Here is a 21969-nt window from a genome sequence, read left to right as displayed (position 1 = left end):
CATGACTGAAGAGCCTTTGCGCCCTAATCCCGACCGCTTGCTGGAGCACGCCGCAACGGCACACCGGGGGAAGTTGAAAGTCTTTTTCGGCGCCTGCGCTGGTGTGGGCAAAACGTTCGCTATGCTGCAAGAAGCGCAGCGTCTGCGGGCGCAGGGGCTTGATATTCTCGTTGGCGTGGTGGAAACCCACGGGCGCAAAGAGACCGCCGCGCTGTTGGAAGGGCTGTCAACTTTGCCGCCGCACCGTATCGCTCATCGCGGGCGTCTTATTCAGGAGTTTTCGCTGGACGATGCCCTTGCGCGCCGTCCAGCGCTGATTTTAATGGACGAGTTGGCGCACAGTAACGCGCCTGGCTCGCGCCACCCAAAACGCTGGCAGGACGTAGAAGAACTGCTGGAAGCGGGCATCAATGTCTTTACAACCGTCAACGTCCAGCATCTGGAAAGCCTCAATGATGTGGTCAGCGGCGTGACCGGTATCCAGGTGCGTGAAACCGTGCCGGATCCTTTTTTCGACAACGCGGATGAGGTCGTACTGGTGGATTTGCCGCCGGACGATCTCCGCCAGCGCCTGCACGAAGGCAAAGTCTATATCGGTGGCCAGGCCGAGCGCGCCATCGAACACTTCTTCCGTAAAGGTAATCTGATTGCCCTGCGCGAACTGGCGTTACGCCGCACTGCCGACCGCGTGGACGATCAGATGCGTGCCTGGCGCGATCGCAAGGGAGAAGAGAAAGTCTGGCATACGCGTGATGCCATTCTGCTCTGCGTCGGGCATGGCGCGGGCAATGAGAAGCTGATCCGCACGGCGGCGCGGCTGGCGGCCAAACTTGGCAGCGTCTGGCATGCGGTGTATGTCGAAACACCATCGCTACATAAATTGCCGGAACCGCAACGGCGGGCGATTTTAGGTGCCCTGCATCTTGCGCAGGAACTGGGGGCCGAAACGGCAACACTTTCCGATCCGGCGGAAGAGAAGGCAATTCTGCGTTACGCCCGCGAGCATAACCTCGGTAAAATTATTATTGGCCGACGTAATAAGCACCACTGGTGGCGTCCGGAACCGTTTGCCGATAAGCTGGCGCGCCGCGCGCCGGATCTCGACCTGGTGATCATCGCGCTGGACGACGCTCCGCCAGCATTGATCTCTCGCGCCGGTGATGCACGCCCATTTATTGAGCGCTGGCGGGTACAATTAAAAGGGTGTGCCGTCGCCCTCGCCCTTTGCGCAGCCATCACGCTGATCGCCGAACAGTGGCTGACCGCTTTTGATGCCGCCAACCTGGTGATGATCTACCTACTCGGCGTGGTGCTGGTTGCACTGTTTTATGGGCGTTGGCCATCCGCGTTCGCCACGGTGATTAATGTCATCAGTTTTGATCTCTTTTTTATCGCTCCGCGCGGCACGCTGGCCGTTTCCGATGTGCAATATCTGCTGACCTTTAGCGTGATGCTGACGGTCGGTTTGGTCATTGGCAATCTCACCGCCGGGGTGCGTTATCAGGCACGCGTGGCGCGTTATCGCGAGCAGCGCACCCGCCATCTTTATGAGATGTCGAAAGCGCTGGCGGTCGGGCGCAATAACAAGGATATCGCTGTCACCAGCGAAACGTTTATCCAGTCTACCTTTGATGCCCGCAGCAAATTGTTGCTACCGGATAGCCACGGGCAGTTGAAAGCGGTGACGCAAGCCCACGGCATGACGCCCTGGGATGATGCGATTGCCCGCTGGAGTTTTGATAAAGGCCAGCCTGCCGGAGCGGGAACCGACACCCTGCCCGGTGTGCCGTATCAAATTTTGCCGCTAAAAAGCGATCATAAAACCCATGGGTTATTGATTGTGGAACCGACCAATTTGCGCCAGTTGATGATCCCGGAGCAGCAACGCCTGTTGGAAACCTTCACCCTGCTGGTTGCCAGTGCGCTTGAACGCCAGGCGTTAGCCACCAGCGAAGAACAGGCTCGCCTCGCCAGTGAGCGGGAAAGTATCCGTAACTCCTTGCTGGCTGCGCTCTCCCACGATCTGCGCACGCCACTGACTGTGCTGTTTGGCCAGGCAGAGATCCTGACGCTCGATCTGGCAAGTGAAGGCTCCTCCCATGCGCCGCAAGCCAACGAGATCCGTCAGCATGTGCTGAATACCACGCGGCTGGTGAATAATCTGCTGGATATGGCGCGTATTCAATCCGGTGGTTTTAACCTTAAAAAAGAGTGGCTAACGCTGGAAGAGGTGGTCGGCAGCGCGCTCAGAACGCTGGAACCCGGACTTGGCGGTCGACATATCAAACTCGCCCTGCCCGACCCGTTAATGCTGGTGCATGTTGATGGTCCATTATTTGAGCGGGTGCTGATCAATCTGCTGGAAAATGCGGTGAAATACGCAGGACAGCGGGCGGAGATTGGCATTACCGCCCATGACACACCGCAACAGTTGATGCTGGATGTGTGGGATAACGGGCCAGGTATCCCGGCAGGACAGGAGCAGGCCATTTTTGATAAGTTCGCGCGAGGAACTAAGGAATCAGCAATACCTGGCGTCGGTCTTGGGCTGGCAATTTGTCAGGCGATTGTTGAAGTTCATGGCGGCACCATTAGTGCCCGCAATCGCCCACAAGGGGGCGCGCTGTTTTGTGTTACACTTCCCCGTGAAACACCGCCGCAACTGGATGAATTACCTGAGGATCTGTGATCAACGTTCTGATTGTCGAAGATGAACAAGCTATTCGCCGATTTCTGCGTACCGCGCTGGAAGCTGAGGGGCTGCGCGTCCATGAAGCGGAGACTTTACAGCGCGGCCTGATTGAAGCCGCCACCCGCAAACCCGATCTGGTGATCCTCGATTTGGGGCTGCCGGATGGCGATGGCCTGGACTTTATCCGCGATTTGCGCCAGTGGAGCCAGATGCCGGTGATTGTCCTTTCGGCGCGTGCTGAAGAGAGCGACAAAATTGCGGCTCTTGATGCCGGAGCCGATGATTACCTCAGCAAACCGTTTGGTATTGGCGAGTTGCAGGCCCGTCTGCGTGTTGCCCTGCGCCGTCATGCGACCGCAACCCCCGGCGAACCTGTGGTGGCCTTTGCCGATATTCGCGTCGATCTGGCTAACCGCCGCATTCAGCGCGGTGAGGAAGAGATCCATCTGACACCAATTGAATTTCGCCTGCTGGCCGTGCTGCTGAATAATCACGGCAAAGTATTAACTCAGAGACAATTGCTAAGCCAGATCTGGGGGCCGAATGCCATCGAGCACAGCCACTACCTGCGCATCTATATGGGCCATCTGCGCCAGAAACTCGAAACCGATCCTGCCCGCCCTCGTCATTTACTTACTGAAACAGGGATTGGCTACCGATTTATGCTTTGAAGGCGTATCCTGCTGTTTTTTAGGAGAGTAATGATGAGCGCCTGGCTAATTTATGCGTTGTTATCGGCGGTGACCGCTGCGTTGGTGGCTATTTTCGGCAAGATCGGTTTGCAACATCTCGACGCCAATACCGCCACGGCAATCCGTGCGGTGGTAATGGCCCTATTTCTGGTCGGTGTGGTCGTGGTGCAAGGCAAATTGTCGCTGGTCGCCACCGTGCTGGCCGATAAAAAAGCGCTACTGTTTGTGGTGCTAAGCGGCATTGCGGGCGCGCTGTCGTGGCTGTTCTATTTTATGGCGATCAAAAGCGGCAACGTGTCGCGGGTTGCTCCCATCGACAAGCTGAGCGTGGTGTTTGCCGTGATCCTGGCCGTGATCCTGTTTGGCGAGAAAGTCTCGCTGGTTGCGGCAGCAGGTGTGGCGTTAATTACTGCCGGTGCGCTGATGGTAGCGCTGGGGTAAGTTTGCAGCGGGAAATTTGCCAGGGCAGCGCCCGCTCCACAGAAAATTAAGGCTCCCGAAGGAGCCTTTCTGTTACGTATTTTTTTACGCGTTTTTCAGCACTTCGCTGACAATTTCTACCGCTTCTTTTTCAATCAGCTTCCGGTGTTCATCACCGAGGAAACTTTCGCAGTAGATTTTGTAGGCGTCTTCAGTACCTGACGGACGCGCGGCGAACCAGCCATTGTCGGTCATCACTTTCAGGCCGCCAATCGATGCTCCATTGCCCGGAGCTGCCGTCAGGCGCGCAGTGATCGGGTCACCTGCCAGCGTGCTGGCGCTCACCATTTCCGGAGAGAGTTTGGACAGCGCAGCTTTCTGTGCGGAGGAGGCTGAAGCCTGCAAACGGTTGTAGCTCGGCGCGCCGAAGCGTACCGCCAGCTCGTCGTAATGCTGCTGCGGATTTTTCCCGGTCACGGCGGTGATCTCAGCCGCCAGCAGACACATGATGATGCCGTCTTTATCCGTTGACCACGGCGTACCGTCGAAACGCAGGAAGGACGCGCCTGCGCTCTCTTCACCACCAAAGCCGAAGCTGCCGTCATGCAGACCGTCAACAAACCATTTGAACCCCACCGGCACTTCCACCAGCTTACGGCCAAGGTCGTTAACCACGCGGTCGATCATCGCAGAAGAGACCAGCGTTTTGCCGACAGCAACATCTTTGCCCCACTGCGGACGGTGCTGGAACAGGTAATTGATAGCAACCGCCAGGTAGTGGTTCGGGTTCATCAGCCCAGCCGGGGTAACGATGCCGTGACGGTCGTAGTCTGGGTCGTTAGCAAACGCCAGATCGAACTTGTCGCGCAACGCCAACAGACCCGCCATCGCACATTCGGAGGAGCAATCCATACGGATCGCGCCATCTTTATCCAGATGCATAAAGCGGAAGGTCTGATCGACCTGATCGTTAACGATACTTAGATCCAGCTTGTAATACTCCGCAATGCGTTTCCAGTATTCAATACCGGAACCACCCAACGGATCGACGCCCAGCTTCAGGCCAGCTTTCTGGATTGCCGCCATGTCGACGATATCCGCCAGCCCTTCAATAAATGGCTGCACCAGATCTTTTTCTGTCACATGACCAGAGGCCAGTGCTGCATCCAGCGTAAAGCGTTTCACGCCCTTCAGGCCATCCGCCAACAGCGCGTTAGCGCGGTCTTCCACCACTTTGGTAACGTTGGTATCCGCCGGGCCACCGTTAGGCGGGTTGTACTTGATACCACCATCTTCCGGCGGGTTATGCGACGGGGTGATAACGATACCGTCCGCCTGCGCGCCGCCGTTTTTGTTGTGTACCAGAATGGCATTTGAGATAGCAGGCGTCGGCGTGAAGCCGTTATTTTCCTGCACGATCACATCCACACCGTTTGCTGTCAGCACTTCCAGCACGGAGATAAACGCCGGTTCAGACAGCGCATGGGTATCTTTACCCACATAACACGGCCCGGTAATCCCATTTTTTGCACGCTCTTCAGCAATCGCCTGAGCGATAGCCAGAATGTGTGGCTCGTTGAAACTGTGACGATGAGCACTGCCTCGGTGGCCGGAAGTGCCGAATTTCACCGCATGTTCTGAATTGCCGACTTCAGGTTTCAACACATAGTACTGCGCAGTAAGCTGGGCGACGTTAATCAAATCGCCCTGTTGTGCAGGTTGACCCGCACGCGGGTGGTTAGCCATTGCCTGGTCCTTTCGATGCAAGGATTAAATTGTACCGCAAACTTTTTCAATCAATTCCGCCGGGAACTGCATTGACTGCATGATGTGCTCAATCATGCTGCATTTACGGCCCGTATTGGTGTTAGTGATGACCCAGTAAGGGGTGTTCGGCACCTGCTTCGGTTTGGTCTGGTTGCCGTTCTGCAGCAGGGTTTGCTCATTGACGGCAAAGTATACTCTTGTGCGCCCGTGCAATGATTCAGTGGATTCCGTAAAGCCTTTGTCGTCGAGTGAATAGAGGGTAGACAGCACCATCAGGAAACGATTGACGGCCTTTTTCTGCTCGGCATATTCATCAGAGAGGAGCAGTTCACGCACGGCGCGGACTTTATCTTTTGCGGTATTAGCCGGTTTGATGCTTTCGACAGTGACGACGGTACGCGGCTCTTTTACCGGTGCAAGAGAAGCGGCTGGCTGTACCGATGATACGGCGGAAAATTTCAACATGCGCCGTAAAATGTCGGATGCGCTCTCGCCGATATGTTTAGTGTGGCTGGCAATATAACTATAGAGCTCATCATCAACTTCAATCGTTTTCATCTTAATCCAGTGCTATATCTAATCTGAATACAAGTGTTGGGATTATAAAGTGAAATCTCAACATCGGATAGCGTCAAACCAGGATGGCGGCAAAAGTAAGAGTAATTCTTAACCTTGCAGCCGGGCGGCAGAATGTTCACCATAATAACCTAACCCGCCAGAGTGAAAAAAAGAACTTTCCTATGAAATTAAATACGCGAGCGCAATCTGCACAACATCCGCACAATAATTCTCCAGTCGTCCTTGTTCACGGGCTGTTTGGTAGCCTCGATAACCTCGGCGTACTGGCCCGCGAACTGGTGCCGGAGTACGACGTGGTGCAGGTGGATATGCGCAACCACGGTCTTTCCCCCCGTTCCGACGAGATGAACTATCCGGCAATGGCGCAGGATCTGCTGGACACGCTGGATGCCCATCATATCGACAAAGCTGTCTTTATCGGTCACTCAATGGGCGGCAAAGCTGTGATGGCGTTGTCTGCGCTAGCGCCGGAACGTGTAGAAAAGCTGGTGGCAATTGATATTGCACCAGTCGATTACCACATTCGCCGCCACGACGAGATATTTACCGCGATCAACGCGGTCACCGACGCACAGATTACTACGCGCCAGCAAGCGGCTTCGCTAATGCGCGAGCATGTAAAAGAAGAAGGCGTGATCCAGTTTCTGCTGAAATCGTTTGTTGAGGGTGCGTGGCGTTTCAATGTGCCAGTGCTGTGGGAGCAATATCCGCATATTGTCGGCTGGGAAACCATTCCCGCGTGGCCTCATCCGGCACTGTTTGTCTGCGGCGGCAACTCCCCTTACGTTACAGAGCAGTACCGGCGTGCTTTGCTTGACCAGTTCCCGCAGGCACGCGCGCATGTGATTGCTGGCGCTGGCCACTGGGTGCATGCGGAAAAACCTGAAGCAGTGATGCGGGCAATTAACCGTTATCTCGCTGAAAAGTCAAACTGATTAAAAAGGCGGCGACCGGTTGCCAGAACGCGTCCGCCCGTTGGCGCGCCCGTTATGCTGATGTATGATGGCGCGCTATTCAGCCCGGGCGGCAGCCCGATTGCTTGTCTTTCCCGTAGTATGCTTAAACATGGCTAAAGAACAAACGGACCGTACAACCCTGGATCTGTTCGCGAATGAGCGTCGCCCGGGACGGCCGAAGACGAATCCGCTCTCGCGCGATGAACAGTTACGCATCAACAAACGCAATCAACTAAAACGCGATAAAGTTCGTGGGCTTAAACGCGTCGAGCTAAAACTGAATATTGAAGCCGTCGATGCGTTAAACCAACTTGCCGATGCGCGCGACATGAGCCGCAGCGAACTTATCGAAGAGATGCTGCTGGCACAACTGGACGCGTTGCGCGAAAAGTAATTACTCCGAATCACCTCTCTTATTTTTATGTTTTCATGTGTCATACAGTGCACTCCGGGGCGATAGCTGTTTTCGCGCCCTTCTCTGTTCTGCTATGATTGCCCTTATCTGTAGGCATAGCACCACCATCATATTCATTAGGTTTCAAGAGGTTATTTTACTCATGGCAATTACAGGTATTTTCTTCGGCAGCGATACCGGCAACACCGAAAATATTGCGAAAATGATCCAGAGTCAGCTTGGTAAAGATGTTGCCGATGTGCATGACATTGCCAAGAGCAGCAAAGAAGATATCGAAGGATATGATATTCTGTTGCTCGGCATTCCGACCTGGTATTACGGCGAAGCGCAGTGCGACTGGGATGATTTTTTCCCGACACTGGAAGATATTGATTTTAATGGTAAGTTAGTTGCACTGTTCGGCTGCGGCGATCAGGAAGACTATGCAGAATATTTCTGTGATGCGCTGGGTACGATCCGCGACATTATTGAGCCGCGCGGCGCGACCATCGTGGGCCACTGGCCGACAGCGGGCTACCATTTCGAAGCCTCTAAAGGCCTGGCGGATGATGACCATTTTGTTGGTCTGGCGATTGACGAAGACCGTCAGCCAGAACTGACCGCAGAACGTGTACAAAAATGGGTTAAGCAAGTGCGCGAAGAGCTGCATCTTGATGACATCATCAATGCCTGATTGTGCCGCGTAATCTGCGGGTTACGTGGTATTAATAGGTAAAAGCAATGGGAATAATTGCTACAAATTTTTAACTTTTTTCTCCATCGCTGTACAATAAGCTCTGCCAGAGTGGTGTCATGAAACACAGGAGTTGCTGGTGACACCACGTTTTAAAAGCTTACTTTACTTGAGGACTTGCAGTTTTCATTTAGTCATGGCAGTTCTATAATGAGACGCATTACCCCAGGTGCATTCCTTCTAACTTCCATTGAGGAAGTGAATCGTATAGCAACAGGACAGATTCCGCATGACTGACAACAATATCGCATTAAAGAAGGCTGGCCTGAAAGTCACGCTTCCTCGGTTAAAAATACTGGAAGTGCTTCAGGAACCGGATAACCATCATGTCAGTGCGGAAGATTTGTATAAACGACTGATCGACATGGGCGAAGAGATCGGACTGGCAACAGTATATCGTGTATTGAACCAGTTTGATGACGCTGGCATTGTGACCCGTCATAACTTCGAAGGCGGGAAATCCGTTTTTGAACTAACTCAGCAGCATCACCACGATCATCTGATTTGCCTGGACTGCGGCAAAGTGATCGAATTCAGTGATGATTCCATCGAAGCGCGCCAGCGTGAAATCGCCGCCAAACACGGCATTCGCCTGACGAACCACAGCCTTTACCTGTACGGCCACTGCGCCGAGGGTGACTGCCGCGAAGATGAACACGCGCACGACGCGAAATAATCCCTTTTCATACTCAAGCCAACCTTCGGGTTGGTTTTTTTTTACCCTACAAAAACAAAAATGCCCGGCAGGTTTGCGCCACCGGGCAGGTTACTTCAGCAATAATTACGCTTTCACTCTATCCACACGGCTGAAACGCTTGCCGTCCGGGCTGGCGGTACGGATCTGCACGTCCCCGCTCACCTGCGGACGCGCTTTATCGTCGTAGCATAGCCAGTTTTTACCACCATCCGTAGAATATTCAACGACCATTCCTGGGAAGCTGGTATTGGCTTCCAGCTTGCCGCCGACCACGCGCGCGCCCGGTACAGGCAGGCGGTAGTTGATGCCTGCTTTGTCCAGTTTTGCCAGTTCACGATGACCTAACAGATTTGCAAAGCGGGTCCAGTCTTTATCCAGCGCTTTTACATCGACCAGATGGGTTTTACCACCTTTGTACTCGCGGCCGGCCTGATAATCCTGTTCCCAACCGGCGCGGTGCCATGCCCGCTCTGCGACTGCAATCATACGTGGATAAATCATGTACTCCATCTGGTTGTCGGTGCGTACCACTTCACTCCACAACTGAGCAGAAAGACCATAGGCTCCCGGCCACGGTTTATCCGATTTCGCGTTGAATGGATTGCCGTCACGATCCAGTGAGGTTTCAGCATTTTGCGGCATGTTGTCCGGCGCAAAGCTGAAGATCTTGCGCTCATCGCTAAAGCGCGTTCCCCAATAGTAGCCACTTTCCGCCGGATTAACTTCACTCGGAAAGTCGAGGTAAACATAGTCCGGATTTGAGACAATGACGCGGAACCCTTTATTTGCCCAGTCATTTACCGAATCGAAACCGCCCCAGTAGAGCGTATCCCAGAAGTTGACATTGACGTGATCGGTGGCAAAGTCGGCGGCATTTTTGGCATCTTTCAGTCCATCCTGCCACGCCTGCATGGTGCCAATACCGTGCGCTTTCACCAGCTTGCTGACCTCAACTCCAAAATAGCTGGAAAGATGATCAACATCGGCAATCTTACCCTCTTTGACCATGGTCTGGCAGACCTGAGATTTCGCCCACGGTTTGTCCTGATTGCTCTGATCGATGATACCTTTGCCCGCTTCAGGTTTTTTCTGGTCGGTATAACCCGCTCCCAGATAGATGTTTTTCGCTTCGTCAGCGCCAAAATGCCAGGTGTTCAGCGGTACACCCGCTTCTTTGTGCATTTGCTGGATTTCGCCAATCACCTTATCGACGAAGTTGCGCGATGAATTAAGGCAAGGGTTCAGATAGCCAGTGCGGTTATAAAACTGTACCCCGGTGGTATTGGAGGTGTCTGTAGGATCCAGTAAACGGTACTGATTCGCCTCTTTCTCTTTTCCCTCTTTGTGAAGTCGCTCGTAGCGCGCTTCCATTGAGATCACAGCAGCACGGGCGTGAGCTGGCATATCAATTTCCGGGATCACTTCAATCTGTCGCGCTTTCGCGTACTTTAGTATGTCGATGTAATCGGTACGGCTGAAGTGGCCGCTACCATTGTTGTTGCTGTCCGGGCCGGAACCCAACTGCGGCAGCAGACACGTTTTCTCGCTCAGATCGTGGCAACGTTTACTGCCGATGTCGGTCAGTTCAGGCAGACCAGGGATCTCAATACGCCAGCCTTCGTCATCGGTAAGGTGAAAGTGGAATTTGTTCAGCTTATAAGCTGACATCTGATCCAGCAGGCGCAGCACGGCATCTTTGCTGTGGAAGTTACGTCCCACATCAAGTTGAATAGCGCGATAATCAAAGCGCGGTGCGTCTTTCGCTTCAAGTTGTGCGATTTTCTGTGGGCCACTGGAAGGGACCAACGACAGTAAAGATTGCAGGCCATAGAACACACCTGCCTGATCAAAACCAGTTATTACCGCTTCATTTGCCCCGATGCGCAACTGGTAGGCGCCAGATATGGCTTCATCACCCACAAAGTCCTTCGCTGCGATCTCTGTACGAACAGGATAACGGCCCTCTTTGACGCCCAGCAGCGCGAAGCGCGACTTCACCGCTGCCTGCGCATCCGCGCCGAGTGCAGAGAGATCGAGCTTCACGCCTTTGCTCAGATCCACATCCTGGCCGGAGATTTTTACCTTCTGCGGCGTGGGAACAATCTGGCCACGCAATAGGGAGAGGTTCAGCGCGTTGACGTCGCTATTTTTCTCAAAGCGCGCTTCCGCAGTCATCAGGATATTTTTATCATCCGGAGTACGTTTCCAGTGGCCGTCGAGCGGCGTAACAAACTGGAACAGATCTTCGGTATCGGTATTGGCGATCACTTTTGCCGTCGCACCTTCAGCCGTCACGTACCATCGAGGTAGCACATCAGTGACAAACAACTGCCAGTACTCATTAACAACCGGAATTTCCACCGCCTGCTTTGCCGGGAAGCCGGTAAATTTGTCCGTCGGCTCCAGCTTGTGCAGATCGCCCATAATATGGGTGACCTTGAACTGGTCATTTGCTACCTCCAGTATCGGACGGATGCTATGGAAGTAAATCGTCCAATCTTTGTCAGTTACAGCTTCACCATTATTGGTCAGCGTGATCACCGCTTTATTGCAGGAAGCCCAGTCGGCACCAAGCTTCGCACAATCAGTACCATTCTTTGCGGCAAAGTTATCTTTCACCGCGTAGTTAAGATGAAACTGGCTGATAGCGTCGACGGTACTCTGATTTGCCAGCACGGGGCTGCTTAACACCCCGAAGATTGCGCTGGCTAAGATGCTTAATTGTACTGTTTTCATTACTTGTTCCTTGTATTCCAGCCGGGCATAATCCGGCAAACACATCAGAAAATGGTGAACGGAGCGATAACCATAAATTTCACGTCGCGCTCATCCTGGAAGATGTTGCCGTAGCCGCCGCCGTAGCTCGGAATATCAGAATGGTTGTCGTATTGGGTAAAGTGCAGCTTGAACATCGTGCCTTTGGCACGACCATCCTGAACGGTATAAATTCCATCCAGGCTGTAAGCGGACTCTTTCAGGCGGTAGTTTGGATCGTAATACGCATCCGGTGTGGCCATAGCAGCCGGTTTCGCGTCCCACCCATAGACATAAGATGCGCCGATCGTAAAGCCAGGGAGGTTCCAGTTCTTCAGGTCATACATCGCGCCGAAGAAGAGGGCCTTTTCACCGTTGGCATTAAAGTCAGAGCGGTTATCCCACCAGATATCAAGGCGCCCGTTGGATGACGCATAGGTTGGTGTCATACGTTGCAGGAAGTATCCTTGCTGGCCGTCAGCTTTGACCAGGGTGCCTTCAAGACGCAAATCGACCTGACCAATTTTGTAGCCAAAAGTCAACGCTTGCAGCCATGCGGTGCCGTCATAAATATCATTCACGCCGCCATTACTGACTTTGTCGCGGGTACCGTAGAACTGATAGCTGGTGCTTAGCGGGCTACCTGCCACATCAAATTTGTAGCTGGCTTTAGCGAAGTATTGATCGACGTAGCCTTCCGCCTGGCCAAATGCAGCCTCCAGCACAAGGTCGTTTTTGAAGTCATATTTTGCGCCGAGAGAGTGTAGATAGTCGACTTTGGTTTTTCTGTCGTTCTGATAAAACTTATCCATCTCGATATGCCACGGCGACTTGTATTCATTGGCCCACATATACGAGAAGCTCAGCGCACCTGCATCGCCGTAATCAAAACTCGCCCCGGCTTCCGCACCCTGGTAGGTACCCGGCATAAAGCTCCAGTGCGGCGCTAACAGTGTTTGTCCGGTTGGCTGGATGTAACCCGCGCGCGCCCAGACAGGGCCATATTTAAATTTCGCAGCGGCTTTATACAGACTGATCCCGCTTTTATCTCCTGACCAGTCTTCTTTGTAGGCTTTATTACTGGAGGAGAAAGCAATTTCGTTCGGATGTGCGCTGTCACCGTTTTCTGCCATTTCAATCGCGGTAAAAGCCGCAATATCCAGACCGAACATGTCAGCGATATAGCCAGACTGGAAATCCAGGTTGGCATTCCAGGTTGAGTGCGAAAGATTAGTTTTGTATTTATTTTCCAGCACATCTCTACGGTCACGTTCACGCTGCCAGTAATAAATACCGCCCGTAAGCGTGGAATCATCGATAAAACCGGCTGCATGAGCCTGTGGAGATACAACCCAGCCCGACATTGCTGTGACACTGGCAATAGCCAGCGCCAGTGCACTACGTTTACCACTAAACATACGCATGTGTGATTCCTTCTGGACGCATATAACCCGCCGAGACGGCGAGAAAAAAAGCAAAAAGTTTAGGTGGTTATGAAATACCCCTGAAGTAACTACCGGCTCAAGACTATTTTTCGCGTCGCGAATTATCAACGCTTTTTAGTGAGTAAAATGCAGGATTATGATGGAGTGCACATAATTTGTAGCGTTTTGAAAAAAATTACATCAACCGGTTAAATGATTAATTTAAATGCATAAAAGCAGGATATAATTCTTATTGTTAACGATTACATGTTATATTTATCTGGAATTTGGAAGTTACCATCTTTCAGGCGGGTTAATTCAATATCAATAAGAGACGACATTAATTCGCAACGCGAATGAATTATGCTGTAATGACCTCTTGAATAAGCAAAAAAAACGCCGCAGTTCGCGGCGTTTTAAACTGATTGTCCGTGGTTGACTTAATCAATCACCCATTTTTGCCCAGGTATCACGCAGCCCAACAGTGCGGTTGAAGACAGCTTTGGTAGCGCTTGCATAACGGCTGTCGAGGCAAAAATAACCTTCGCGCTCGAACTGATACGCTTTACCCGCCTTCGCTTCTTTCAGAGACGGTTCGGCATAACCTTGTTTGATCACCAGTGATTCCGGATTGATAGTGGCAAGGAAATCGTCCGCCGCGCCCGGGTTTGGTACACTGAACAGGCGATCGTAGAGACGGATTTCTATCGGCAACGCATGTTGCGCGCTTACCCAGTGGATCACACCTTTAACTTTACGGCCATCAGCCGGATCTTTGCTCAGAGTATCCGCATCATAAGAGCAGAAAATGGTCGTGATATTGCCTTCGTCATCTTTTTCCACGCGTTCAGCTTTAATCACATACGCGTTGCGCAGGCGCACTTCTTTACCCAGCACCAGACGTTTGTACTGCTTATTCGCTTCTTCACGGAAATCTGCGCGATCGATCCAGATCTCACCGCTAAACGGCACTTCACGCGTGCCCATCTCCGGTTTATTCGGATGGTTAGGCATGGTGACGATTTCGCTGCTATCCTGCGGGTAATTTTCGATAACCAGTTTCACCGGATCGATAACAGCCATTGCGCGCGGCGCATTCTCGTTAAGATCTTCACGGATGCAAGACTCCAGCGAAGCCATTTCGATGGTGTTGTCCTGCTTGGTCACGCCTATGCGTTTACAGAATTCACGGATGGAAGCAGCAGTATAACCACGGCGTCGCAGACCGGAGATGGTCGGCATACGCGGGTCATCCCAGCCTTCCACATGCTTCTCGGTCACCAACTGATTCAGTTTGCGCTTCGACATCACGGTGTATTCCAGATTCAGACGCGAAAACTCGTACTGGCGCGGATGAACCGGAATGGTGATGTTATCCAGCACCCAGTCGTAAAGACGACGGTTGTCCTGGAATTCCAGCGTACATAGGGAGTGCGTAATACCTTCCAGCGCATCGCTGATGCAGTGGGTAAAGTCGTACATCGGGTAGATACACCACTTGTTGCCGGTCTGGTGGTGCTCTGCAAATTTAATGCGATACAGCACCGGATCGCGCATCACGATAAACGGCGATGCCATATCGATCTTCGCGCGCAGGCATGCTTTACCTTCCTCAAAGCCGCCGGAACGCATTTTCTCAAACAGCTCCAGGTTCTCTTCTACGCTGCGATCGCGGAACGGGCTGTTTTTACCCGGCTGAGTCAGAGTACCGCGATATTCACGGATTTCATCAGCGGAAAGCTCGTCAACATAGGCCAGGCCTTTGTTGATCAGTTCGATGGCATACTGGTACAGCTTGTCGAAGTAATCCGAGGAGTAGCAGATGTCGCCAGACCAGTGAAAGCCCAACCATTGCACGTCGTTTTTGATCGATTCGACGTATTCAATGTCTTCTTTAACCGGATTGGTATCATCAAAACGCAGATTACACTGGCCCTGATAATCTTGTGCGATGCCAAAGTTCAGACAGATAGATTTCGCATGACCGATGTGCAAGTAGCCATTCGGCTCCGGCGGAAAACGGGTATGGATAGTAGTGTGCTTACCACTGGTCAGATCTTCATCAATGATCTGGCGAATAAAGTTAGTCGGGCGGGCTTCTGCCTCACTCATCACGGGTTCCTCAAGGCGTAAACAACGTATAACGGCATATGATCTAATAACAGGACGCAGGAAACAACCTTTACTTATACAAATCAGCGTTGCCCGCTGGCAAGGTAACCGGCTATAGCTTGTGTTCGTAGGGAGCCTCAATGCAACAGCAGCAAACAGAGTCAAAAGCGCATCCGTTTGTAATAAAGCGGCAGCAATATGGCATTGATTATGTGCAGGGCAAAAAAAACGGCGGAGGTTCTCCCCCGCCGCTTAAGGCATTAATGTTTACTCAGGAACGATCACTTGCCTTTAATATCGTATAACGGCGTTTGACCGGCAACAAGCTGGCCCTGCGCCTTGATAACCAGACCGCTAAAGTCATCAATATTGCTGACGACTACCGGACTAATCATTGAACGGGCATTGGCATTGAGGTACGCCAGATCCATTTCCAGTATCGGCTGGCCCGCCACAACTTCTGCGCCTTCTTCCACCAGCCGCGTAAAGCCCTGGCCGCCCAACGTCACGGTATCGATGCCCATATGCACAACGATTTCAGCGCCTTTTTCGGTTTCCAGGCAGAATGCATGGTTGGTGTTGAAGATTTTAACGATTGTGCCCGCTGCCGGAGAAACCACAATGCCTTCGGTCGGTTTCACCGCCACGCCGTCACCAACAGCTTTGCTGGCGAAAGCTTCATCAGGCACTTGATCCAGCGCAACCAACTCACCCGTTACCGGCGATACCAGTTCAGCAATCACTGTTGCGTTCGGTACAGCCTGAGGTTTAACACCCGCCACTGGCGCAGCGGCTGGCGCTGCATTACCTGCAGCCGGAACATGACCAGTAGTCTTCATCGCATTGGCGATTTTTTCCGCCACAAAACCAACGATGATCTGCACGCTGGTTTTGTTCAAACGGATAACCCCGGTTGCGCCCAGACGTTTCGCCAGCGCATCATTCACCAGTGCAGAATCTTTCACGTTCAGACGTAAACGGGTGATACAAGCATCAATGCCAGTCAGGTTATCAGTACCACCAACTGCGGCAATATACTGACGCGCCAGCCCACTCACATCCTGCGCGGAATCCACGCTTACGTTGACATCCTGCCCATCCGTTTCGTCACCAGCGACAGCCAGCTCACGACCCGGCGTCATCAGGTTAAATTTGGTGATCGTAAAACGGAAGATCACATAGTAAATAACGAAGAATACCAGCCCCTGCGGGATCAGCATCCACCACTGAGTTGCCAGTGGGTTACGCGAAGAGAGCACCATATCCACCAGACCCGCACTAAAGCCGAAACCGGCAATCCAGTGCATACTCGCGGCAATGAAAACAGAGATACCGGTCAGAATTGCGTGGATGACATACAATACCGGCGCTACAAACATGAAGGAGAATTCCAGCGGTTCAGTAATACCGGTAAAGAACGCGGCAAACGCGCCGGCCATCATGATGCCCAGTACTTTAGCTTTGTTTTCTGGACGAGCGCAGTGGTAAATCGCCAGCGCTGCACCGGGCAGACCGAACATCATGATCGGGAAGAAGCCCGCCTGATAACGACCGGTAACACCGACAACCGCTTTACCGGCTTCGATAGACTGTGCGCCGCCAAGGAAGTTAGGAATGTCATTGATACCAGCAACATCGAACCAGAACACGGAGTTCAGCGCGTGATGCAGACCAACCGGGATCAGCAGACGGTTAAAGAAGGCGTAGACACCCGCACCGATTGACCCCAGTTTCTGGATATGTTCACCAAAACCGACCAGACCGCTAAACACAACCGGCCAGATAAACATCATGATGAATGCGACCACGATCATCACAAACGAAGTGAGGATCGGCACCAAACGGCGGCCGCTAAAGAAGGAGAGCGCTTTCGGCAATTCAACATTGCTGAAGCGGTTGTAAAGTTCAGCGGCAATAATCCCCACCAGAATACCAATAAACTGGTTTTTGATTTTGCCGAAAGCAGCAGGTACCTGATCCGCTGGAATCTTCTGGATCATGGCAACTGCAGCAGGTGAACACAGCGTGGTCAATACCAGGAAACCGACAAAGCCAGCAAGCGCAGCAGCACCGTCTTTATCTTTGGACATACCGTATGCGACACCCACCGCGAACAGCACGCCCATGTTATCGATAATGGCAGAGCCGGACTGAATGAAAAAAGCCGCCAGTGCGTTTTGCCCACCCCAGCCAACCGGGTCAATCCAGTAACCGACGCCCATCAGTATCGCCGCCGCAGGCAGAGTGGCGACAGGCACCATCAGCGCACGGCCAATCTTTTGTAAATAACCTAGAATACTCACTTTTATTCCCCCTATGAACCCATCGTGAGCTCACTGAAAACAGTCGTTTTTTATTGTGTAACTAACCTGAAATCACGGCTATTTATTCACTACCCTACAGGCTATTTTTTCACTACCTTGCTGAGTGTGTGAAAAATTAATTCGCCTCGCAAATTAAAAGCATTTTTTTTGTGATTAAAATCACTAACTATCGTCAATAAGCCTCCCAACCGCTAGCAAACAAGCAAAACTTATTTTATGATCAAAAATATCAAGACGGAGTGCTGCCGCTCTGTAACGAATTCAGGTTACGCTTAAGCCGAGCCAGTAAGCATTCTGCCAACTTTATTCATTTAACTTTTGAGGTGAACAATGAGACTGATTCCCCTGGCGACAGCTGAACAAGTCGGAAAATGGGCAGCCCGCCATATCGTAAATCGAATCAACGCATTCAAACCGACAGCAGATCGTCCGTTTATCCTTGGTCTGCCAACCGGTGGTACGCCGCTCACCGCTTACAAGGCACTGGTTGAGATGCACAAAGCAGGCCAGGTTAGTTTTCAGCACGTTGTCACCTTCAACATGGACGAATATGTTGGCCTGCCGAAAGAGCATCCGGAAAGCTATCACAGCTTTATGCACCGCAACTTCTTTGATCACGTTGATATTCCCGCAGAAAATATTAATCTGCTGGATGGCAATGCGCCTGATATTGACGCAGAATGCCGCCGTTATGAAGAAAAAATCCGCTCCTACGGCAAAATTCACCTGTTTATGGGCGGCGTAGGTAACGACGGGCACATTGCGTTTAACGAACCTGCCTCTTCTCTGGCTTCACGCACGCGCATCAAAACCCTGACTCATGATACCCGCATGGCGAACTCTCGCTTTTTTGACGGCGATGTAAATCTGGTGCCGAAATACGCGCTGACTGTCGGCGTGGGCACGCTGCTTGATGCAGAAGAAGTGATGATCCTGGTACTTGGCGGTGTGAAAGCTCAGGCTCTACAGGCAGCAGTAGAAGGCAACGTAAACCATATGTGGACCATTAGTTGCCTGCAGTTACATCCGAAAGCGGTGATCGTCTGCGATGAACCGTCCACGATGGAACTGAAAGTTAAGACGCTGAAATACTTCAACGAGTTAGAAGCGGAAAACATTAAAGGTCTGTAATTCAGTTTCCGCTCCGCAAGGGATGATTGCGGAGCGGTACATATTTGTAACCGGGGGTCGTTATGTATGCTTTAACCCATTGCCGAATCTACACCGGCCATGAAATTCTGGATAATCACGCGGTTGTGATTGCCAATGGCCTGATTGAACGTCTTTGCCCACAGGACGAGTTGCCGACGGGAATAGAACAACGCTCGTTGAGTGGCGCCATTCTGGCCCCCGGCTTTATCGACGTGCAGCTTAACGGCTGCGGCGGTGTGCAGTTTAATGACACCGCGGAAGCGGTAAGCGTAAAAACGCTGGAGATCATGCAGCAGGCGAATGAACGATCCGGCTGCACCAGCTATCTACCGACACTGATCACCTCCAGTGACGAATTAATGAAACAGGGCGTGCAGGTGATGCGCGATTACCTGGCGAAATATCCCAATCAGGCGCTCGGTCTTCATCTGGAAGGGCCGTGGCTGAATCTCGTTAAAAAAGGTACCCATAACCCGGCGTTTGTGCGTAAACCGGAACCTGAGCTGGTCGATTTTCTGTGCCAGAACGCCGACGTTATCACCAAGGTAACACTGGCTCCGGAAATGACAGGCGACAAGGTCATTCGACAACTGGCGGATGCAGGCATTGTGGTCTCCGCCGGGCACTCTAACGCCACGCTGAAAGAAGCGAAAGCCGGGTTCCGCGCCGGGATTTCTTTTGCGACCCACCTTTATAATGCCATGCCGTACATTACCGGTCGTGAACCGGGATTGGCTGGCGCAGTGCTCGATGATGCGGATGTTTACTGTGGCGTTATTGCAGACGGGTTGCACGTCGATTACGTTAATATCCGTAACGCTAAGCGTCTGAAAGGTGACAAACTTTGTCTGGTGACCGATGCAACCGCGCCAGCGGGTACAAACATTGATCAATTTATTTTTGCTGGCAAAACAATATACTACCGGAACGGGTTGTGTGTGGATGAAAACGGAACGCTGAGCGGTTCCTCCCTGACAATGATTGAAGGGGTACGCAATCTGGTAGAACATGTCGGCATCGCACTGGACGAAGTACTGCGTATGGCAACACTCTACCCCGCTCGCGCCATTGGCGTTGACAACCGCTTAGGCAGCCTCGCTACCGGCAAAGTAGCGAACCTGACCGCGTTCACACGCGATTATAAAATCATCAAGACCATCGTTAATGGCAACGAGGTCGTCACTGTATAAAGAGAAAGTATGACATCAGGCGGACAGGCTCAAATTGGTAACGTTGACCTCGTAAAACAGCTTAACAGCGCGGCGGTTTACCGCCTGATTGATCAACATGGCCCCATTTCGCGCATTCAGATTGCCGAACAAAGCCAGCTAGCTCCTGCCAGCGTGACCAAAATCACGCGCCAACTGATTGAACGTGGCTTGATCAAAGAAGTCGATCAACAGGCCTCCACCGGAGGCCGCCGCGCCATCTCCATAGTCACCGAAACCCGCAATTTCCAGGCTATCGGCGTGCGTCTTGGCCGCTATGACACCACGCTAACGCTGTACGATCTGAGCAGTAAAGTGCTGGCCGAAGAGCACTACCCTTTACCGGAACGCACCCAGGAAACGCTCGAGCATGCGCTGCTTAATACCATCAGCCTGTTTATTGAAACCAACCAGCGTAAGATCCGCGAACTGATTGCCATTTCGGTCATCCTGCCGGGGCTGGTCGATCCGGAAAGCGGCGTCATCCGTTACATGCCGCATATCCAGGTCGAAAACTGGGGGCTGGTGGAAGCACTGGAAAAACGCTTTAAATTGACCTGTTTTGTTGGTCATGATATTCGCAGTCTGGCGCTTGCCGAGCACTATTTTGGGGCAAGTCAGGATTGCGAAGACTCTATTTTGGTGCGCGTACATCGCGGCACTGGCGCAGGGATCATCTCCAACGGGCGTATTTTTATTGGTCGTAATGGTAACGTAGGCGAGATCGGTCACGTGCAGGTCGAGCCGCTGGGAGAGCGTTGCCACTGCGGCAACTTCGGTTGTCTGGAGACTATCGCAGCGAATGCCGCCATCGAACAACGCGTGCGCCATCTGCTGGAACAGGGCTATCAAAGCCGCCTCACACCAGACGATTGTTCAATTAAAACGATCTGTAAAGCCGCAAATAAAGGCGACACACTAGCCTGTGAAGTGATCGAATATGTCGGCCGCCATCTTGGCAAAACTATTGCGATTGCCATCAATCTGTTTAATCCGCAAAAAGTCGTGATCGCAGGCGAGATTGTCGATGCCAGTAAAGTCCTGCTGCCCGCCATTGAAGCCTGCATCAATACCCAGGCGCTGAAAGCATTTCGCAAAAACCTGCCGGTGGTACCCTCCACGCTGGATCATCGCTCGGCTATCGGCGCATTCGCGCTGGTGAAACGCGCCATGTTGAACGGTCTGCTGCTGCAACGTTTGCTGGAAAACTGACAGGGTTTATAGTTATTACTTCATTTTTATCCGGACAGTCCATGACCATTCAGAATGTAATCTGTGATATCGACGGCGTGCTGATGCACGATAACGTAGCGGTGCCTGGCGCGGCAGAGTTCATCACGCGCATCCTTGAGAAAGGAATGCCGCTGGTGCTGCTGACGAATTACCCTTCTCAGACCGGCCAGGATCTGGCGAACCGCTTTATTTCTGCCGGTATTGATGTGCCCGCCAGCGTCTTTTATACCTCGGCCATGGCCACCGCAGATTTTCTCAAGCGCCAGGAAGGTAAAAAAGCCTATGTTGTTGGTGAAGGCGCGCTAATCCATGAGCTTTATAAAGCAGGCTTTACCATTACCGACATCAACCCGGATTTTGTCATCGTCGGCGAGACCCGCTCCTATAACTGGGAAATGATGCACAAAGCGGCCTTCTTTGTCGCCAATGGCGCACGCTTTATTGCCACCAACCCGGACACCCACGGGCGCGGTTTTTACCCGGCGTGTGGCGCGCTGTGTGCAGGTATCGAAAAGATTTCTGGCCGTAAACCGTTTTACGTCGGCAAACCCAGCCCATGGATCATCCGCGCCGCGCTGAATACGATGCAGGCGCACTCAGAACAGACAGTGATTGTCGGCGACAACCTGCGCACCGACATCCTGGCTGGTTTTCAGGCCGGCCTGGAGACCATTCTGGTGCTTTCGGGTGTTTCGCAAATCGATGATATTGACGCCATGCCATTTCGCCCTTCGTGGATTTATCCCTCCGTCGCGGAAATTGATGTTATCTGACAGAACCACGTCTTCGGGCGTGGCTTTTCATTTTGGGC

The 21969-nt window shown here is 52.3% G+C and carries 18 protein-coding genes; 12 read left to right on the top strand and 6 right to left on the bottom strand.

Translation table 11 applies throughout. From position 1 onward, the window contains the following. Nucleotide 1 precedes the first annotated feature (1 nt). Genes kdpD through GA0061070_RS02315 form a run of 3 tightly spaced genes read left to right on the top strand, consistent with a single transcriptional unit; the run spans nt 2 to nt 3825 of the window. On the top strand, nt 2-2689 hold the full coding sequence (gene kdpD, locus GA0061070_RS02325; RefSeq protein WP_090133319.1) for a two-component system sensor histidine kinase KdpD: 2688 nt from the start codon (nt 2-4) through the stop codon (nt 2687-2689). After that, nucleotides 2686-3363, top strand: coding sequence for a two-component system response regulator KdpE (gene kdpE / locus GA0061070_RS02320; protein ID WP_090133317.1), 678 nt, complete (start codon nt 2686-2688; stop codon nt 3361-3363). The genes kdpD and kdpE overlap by 4 nt, the downstream gene beginning before the upstream one ends. Nucleotides 3364-3396: 33 nt before the next feature. Next, nucleotides 3397-3825 carry an EamA family transporter gene (locus GA0061070_RS02315; RefSeq protein ID WP_090133315.1) on the top strand — a complete coding sequence of 143 codons (429 nt, stop codon included), beginning with the start codon at nt 3397-3399 and terminating at the stop codon, nt 3823-3825. An 84-nt stretch (nt 3826-3909) separates the two neighbouring features. Here GA0061070_RS02315 and pgm read toward each other — a convergent pair whose 3' ends face one another. After that, nucleotides 3910-5550, bottom strand: a complete 1641-nt coding sequence (pgm, locus tag GA0061070_RS02310; protein ID WP_090133313.1) for a phosphoglucomutase (alpha-D-glucose-1,6-bisphosphate-dependent) — start codon at nt 5548-5550, stop codon at nt 3910-3912. Nucleotides 5551-5574: 24 nt separating this feature from the next. Next, nucleotides 5575-6129, bottom strand: a complete 555-nt coding sequence (seqA, locus tag GA0061070_RS02305) for a replication initiation negative regulator SeqA (protein WP_090133311.1) — start codon at nt 6127-6129, stop codon at nt 5575-5577. Nucleotides 6130-6311: 182 nt separating this feature from the next. Between seqA and ybfF the strand changes: the two genes are divergently transcribed. The 4 genes from ybfF to fur all read left to right on the top strand — a co-directional run bounded on the left by ybfF (nt 6312) and on the right by fur (nt 8930). Further along, nucleotides 6312-7085 carry an esterase gene (ybfF, locus tag GA0061070_RS02300; protein ID WP_090133309.1) on the top strand — a complete coding sequence of 258 codons (774 nt, stop codon included), beginning with the start codon at nt 6312-6314 and terminating at the stop codon, nt 7083-7085. Nucleotides 7086-7215: 130 nt separating this feature from the next. Further along, entirely contained in the window at nt 7216-7500 is a 285-nt protein-coding gene (gene ybfE, locus GA0061070_RS02295; RefSeq protein WP_090133307.1) for a LexA regulated protein, read from the top strand. A gap of 163 nt (nt 7501-7663) precedes the next feature. Further along, complete coding sequence (gene fldA / locus GA0061070_RS02290) at nt 7664-8194, top strand: flavodoxin FldA (RefSeq protein ID WP_167353520.1); 531 nt, start codon at nt 7664-7666, stop codon at nt 8192-8194. Between the two features lie 289 nt (nt 8195-8483). Further along, entirely contained in the window at nt 8484-8930 is a 447-nt protein-coding gene (gene fur, locus GA0061070_RS02285) for a ferric iron uptake transcriptional regulator (protein ID WP_090118933.1), read from the top strand. 105 nt (nt 8931-9035) lie between these two features. Here the strand turns inward: fur and GA0061070_RS02280 are convergent, their stop codons facing one another. The 3 genes from GA0061070_RS02280 to glnS form a co-directional block, all read right to left on the bottom strand. After that, entirely contained in the window at nt 9036-11687 is a 2652-nt protein-coding gene (locus GA0061070_RS02280) for a beta-N-acetylhexosaminidase (protein ID WP_090133303.1), read from the bottom strand. 44 nt (nt 11688-11731) lie between these two features. Next, the gene (gene chiP / locus GA0061070_RS02275) at nt 11732-13129 is read right to left on the bottom strand and encodes a chitoporin ChiP (protein WP_090133302.1); all 1398 of its coding nucleotides are present in this window, start codon (nt 13127-13129) and stop codon (nt 11732-11734) included. Nucleotides 13130-13573: 444 nt separating this feature from the next. Continuing rightward, nucleotides 13574-15241, bottom strand: a complete 1668-nt coding sequence (gene glnS / locus GA0061070_RS02265) for a glutamine--tRNA ligase (protein ID WP_090133300.1) — start codon at nt 15239-15241, stop codon at nt 13574-13576. A gap of 140 nt (nt 15242-15381) precedes the next feature. On the opposite strand from glnS, the gene GA0061070_RS25070 reads away from it, so the two are divergent. After that, the gene (locus tag GA0061070_RS25070) at nt 15382-15546 is read left to right on the top strand and encodes a hypothetical protein (RefSeq protein WP_167353519.1); all 165 of its coding nucleotides are present in this window, start codon (nt 15382-15384) and stop codon (nt 15544-15546) included. Here the strand turns inward: GA0061070_RS25070 and nagE are convergent. Then, nucleotides 15523-17544, bottom strand: coding sequence for an N-acetylglucosamine-specific PTS transporter subunit IIBC (gene nagE, locus GA0061070_RS02260; protein WP_090133297.1), 2022 nt, complete (start codon nt 17542-17544; stop codon nt 15523-15525). The genes GA0061070_RS25070 and nagE overlap by 24 nt on opposite strands. Before the next feature lie 351 nt (nt 17545-17895). Here nagE and nagB point away from each other — a divergent pair, with 351 nt between their 5' ends. From nagB to GA0061070_RS02240, 4 genes are all read left to right on the top strand, one after another. Continuing rightward, nucleotides 17896-18696 (top strand): glucosamine-6-phosphate deaminase, encoded by an 801-nt coding sequence (gene nagB, locus GA0061070_RS02255; RefSeq protein WP_090133294.1) that lies wholly within the window; start codon nt 17896-17898, stop codon nt 18694-18696. 62 nt (nt 18697-18758) lie between these two features. After that, nucleotides 18759-19907 carry an N-acetylglucosamine-6-phosphate deacetylase gene (gene nagA / locus GA0061070_RS02250; RefSeq protein WP_090133291.1) on the top strand — a complete coding sequence of 383 codons (1149 nt, stop codon included), beginning with the start codon at nt 18759-18761 and terminating at the stop codon, nt 19905-19907. Nucleotides 19908-19916: 9 nt separating this feature from the next. Next, nucleotides 19917-21137, top strand: coding sequence for a DNA-binding transcriptional regulator NagC (nagC, locus tag GA0061070_RS02245; protein WP_090133289.1), 1221 nt, complete (start codon nt 19917-19919; stop codon nt 21135-21137). Nucleotides 21138-21178: 41 nt separating this feature from the next. Next, entirely contained in the window at nt 21179-21931 is a 753-nt protein-coding gene (locus GA0061070_RS02240; RefSeq protein WP_007373873.1) for an HAD-IIA family hydrolase, read from the top strand. Nucleotides 21932-21969: the final 38 nt, after the last annotated feature.

Origin of the sequence: Kosakonia oryziphila (genome assembly GCF_900094795.1) — a bacterium.
GTDB lineage: Bacteria > Pseudomonadota > Gammaproteobacteria > Enterobacterales > Enterobacteriaceae > Kosakonia > Kosakonia oryziphila.
This window is presented reverse-complemented; position numbering and strand designations above follow the sequence as displayed.

Excerpts from the sequence above, each read along its gene's own strand:
- nagB (WP_090133294.1), top strand. The coding sequence starts at position 17,896 with ATGAGACTGATTCCCCTGGCGACAGCTGAACAAGTCGGAAAATGGGCA.
- fldA (WP_167353520.1), top strand. The coding sequence starts at position 7,664 with ATGGCAATTACAGGTATTTTCTTCGGCAGCGATACCGGCAACACCGAA.
- kdpD (WP_090133319.1), top strand. The coding sequence starts at position 2 with ATGACTGAAGAGCCTTTGCGCCCTAATCCCGACCGCTTGCTGGAGCAC.
- GA0061070_RS02315 (WP_090133315.1), top strand. The coding sequence starts at position 3,397 with ATGAGCGCCTGGCTAATTTATGCGTTGTTATCGGCGGTGACCGCTGCG.
- ybfF (WP_090133309.1), top strand. The coding sequence starts at position 6,312 with ATGAAATTAAATACGCGAGCGCAATCTGCACAACATCCGCACAATAAT.
- fur (WP_090118933.1), top strand. The coding sequence starts at position 8,484 with ATGACTGACAACAATATCGCATTAAAGAAGGCTGGCCTGAAAGTCACG.
- seqA (WP_090133311.1), bottom strand. The coding sequence starts at position 6,129 with ATGAAAACGATTGAAGTTGATGATGAGCTCTATAGTTATATTGCCAGC.
- GA0061070_RS25070 (WP_167353519.1), top strand. The coding sequence starts at position 15,382 with ATGCAACAGCAGCAAACAGAGTCAAAAGCGCATCCGTTTGTAATAAAG.
- GA0061070_RS02240 (WP_007373873.1), top strand. The coding sequence starts at position 21,179 with ATGACCATTCAGAATGTAATCTGTGATATCGACGGCGTGCTGATGCAC.
- nagC (WP_090133289.1), top strand. The coding sequence starts at position 19,917 with ATGACATCAGGCGGACAGGCTCAAATTGGTAACGTTGACCTCGTAAAA.
- glnS (WP_090133300.1), bottom strand. The coding sequence starts at position 15,241 with ATGAGTGAGGCAGAAGCCCGCCCGACTAACTTTATTCGCCAGATCATT.
- chiP (WP_090133302.1), bottom strand. The coding sequence starts at position 13,129 with ATGCGTATGTTTAGTGGTAAACGTAGTGCACTGGCGCTGGCTATTGCC.
- nagA (WP_090133291.1), top strand. The coding sequence starts at position 18,759 with ATGTATGCTTTAACCCATTGCCGAATCTACACCGGCCATGAAATTCTG.
- ybfE (WP_090133307.1), top strand. The coding sequence starts at position 7,216 with ATGGCTAAAGAACAAACGGACCGTACAACCCTGGATCTGTTCGCGAAT.
- pgm (WP_090133313.1), bottom strand. The coding sequence starts at position 5,550 with ATGGCTAACCACCCGCGTGCGGGTCAACCTGCACAACAGGGCGATTTG.
- GA0061070_RS02280 (WP_090133303.1), bottom strand. The coding sequence starts at position 11,687 with ATGAAAACAGTACAATTAAGCATCTTAGCCAGCGCAATCTTCGGGGTG.